The following is a 1,424-nucleotide window of genomic DNA, read 5'->3' on the forward strand; positions in this document are numbered from 1 at the left end:
GATCGTGTCCCCTGGCGTGGTGTAGCTGGCGGCGGGTTACCGCGTTCTCCGGCGAGAGCCGGGCTGGTCAGCTGGCGATAGCCTGAAGGCTGACGGTGGGATCATCGCTCAAGGGCGCGATGGTTTCCAGTGTCATGTAGCGGGCGCGCTGGACGGCCCACTCATCGTTCTGCTCGAGCAGGATCGCGCCGATGAGGCGGACGATGGCATCTTCGTTGGGGAAGATGCCGACCACTTCGGTGCGCCGCTTGATCTCGCCATTGAGGCGCTCGATCGGATTGGTGGAGTGCAGCTTGGTCCGATGCTGCGGCGGGAACGTCATGTAGGCGAGCACGTCGGTCTCGGCCTCGTCGAGGAAGCCTGCGAGTTTCGGCAGCTTTGGGCGGAGTTGATCTGCGACCTTGCGCCACTGCGTCTTCGCAGCCTCGGCGTCGTCTTGGGCAAAGGCGGTGGCGATGAAGGCGGAGACGACGCGGCGGCCGCTCTTGCCGGCATGGGCGAGCGCGTTGCGCATGAAGTGGACGCGGCAACGCTGCCAACTGGCGTTGAGCACCTTGGCGACGGTGGCCTTGATGCCCTCATGGGCGTCGGAGACGACCAGCTTGACGCCGCGCAGTCCGCGGCGGGCGAGCTTGCGCAGGAATGCCGTCCAGAACGTCTCGGCCTCGGAGGGTCCGATGTCCATGCCGAGAACCTCGCGCCGACCGTCGCTGTTGACGCCAACCGCGACAATCACCGCGACCGACACAATGCGCCCGTTCTGGCGCACCTTCACGTAGGTGGCGTCGATCCACAGATACGGCCAGTCGCCCTCGATCGGCCGGGCGAGGAACGCCTTCACCTTGTCGTCGATCTCCGCGCACAGCCGCGAGACCTGGCTCTTGGAGATACCGCTCATGCCCATCGCCTGCACCAGGTCATCGACCGAGCGGGTCGAGACGCCCTGCACATAGGCTTCCTGCACCACGGCGGTGAGCGCCTTCTCGGCCATCCGGCGCGGCTCCAGGAAGCCCGGAAAGTAGGAGCCCTTGCGCAGCTTGGGGATACGAAGCTCGACCGTGCCGGCGCGGGTCTCCCAGGTCCGGTCGCGGTAGCCGTTGCGCTGGGCCAGGCGTTCGGCGTTCTTCTCGCCATAGGCCGCCCCGGTCTGGCTTTCGACCTCCACCTCCATCAGACGCTGGGCGGCAAAGCCGATCATCTCGCGCAGCAGATCGGCATCTGGGGTCTTCTCTACGAGCGTGCGCAGGTTCATCATGTCGTCGGTCATCGGTGGGTCCTCGGTTGCGTTGGCGTGTCGCAACCCGATCCTACCGGAGAACTGCCGATGACCACCGCAAAGCCGCCCGCCCGCTACGGCGCTATTTGGGGGCGCGCGTCCGGGCGGCTTTGCTCTACCGAGCTACACCACTCCCGGGGACACGACC

1 protein-coding gene is annotated in these 1,424 nt (G+C 66.4%); it reads right to left on the reverse strand.

Features of this window, described 5'->3' with window-relative positions:
* Positions 1-67: 67 nt before the first annotated feature.
* The gene (locus EDE08_RS38140; protein WP_131874845.1) at positions 68-1,267 is read right to left on the reverse strand and encodes an IS256 family transposase; all 1,200 of its coding nucleotides are present in this window, start codon (positions 1,265-1,267) and stop codon (positions 68-70) included.
* Positions 1,268-1,424: the final 157 nt, after the last annotated feature.

It is taken from the genome of Bradyrhizobium sp. R2.2-H (genome assembly GCF_004346455.1).
Lineage (GTDB): Bacteria > Pseudomonadota > Alphaproteobacteria > Rhizobiales > Xanthobacteraceae > Bradyrhizobium > Bradyrhizobium diversitatis.

Coding starts and splice junctions, on each gene's coding strand:
- EDE08_RS38140 (WP_131874845.1), bottom strand. CDS start 1,267: ATGACCGACGACATGATGAACCTGCGCACGCTCGTAGAGAAGACCCCA.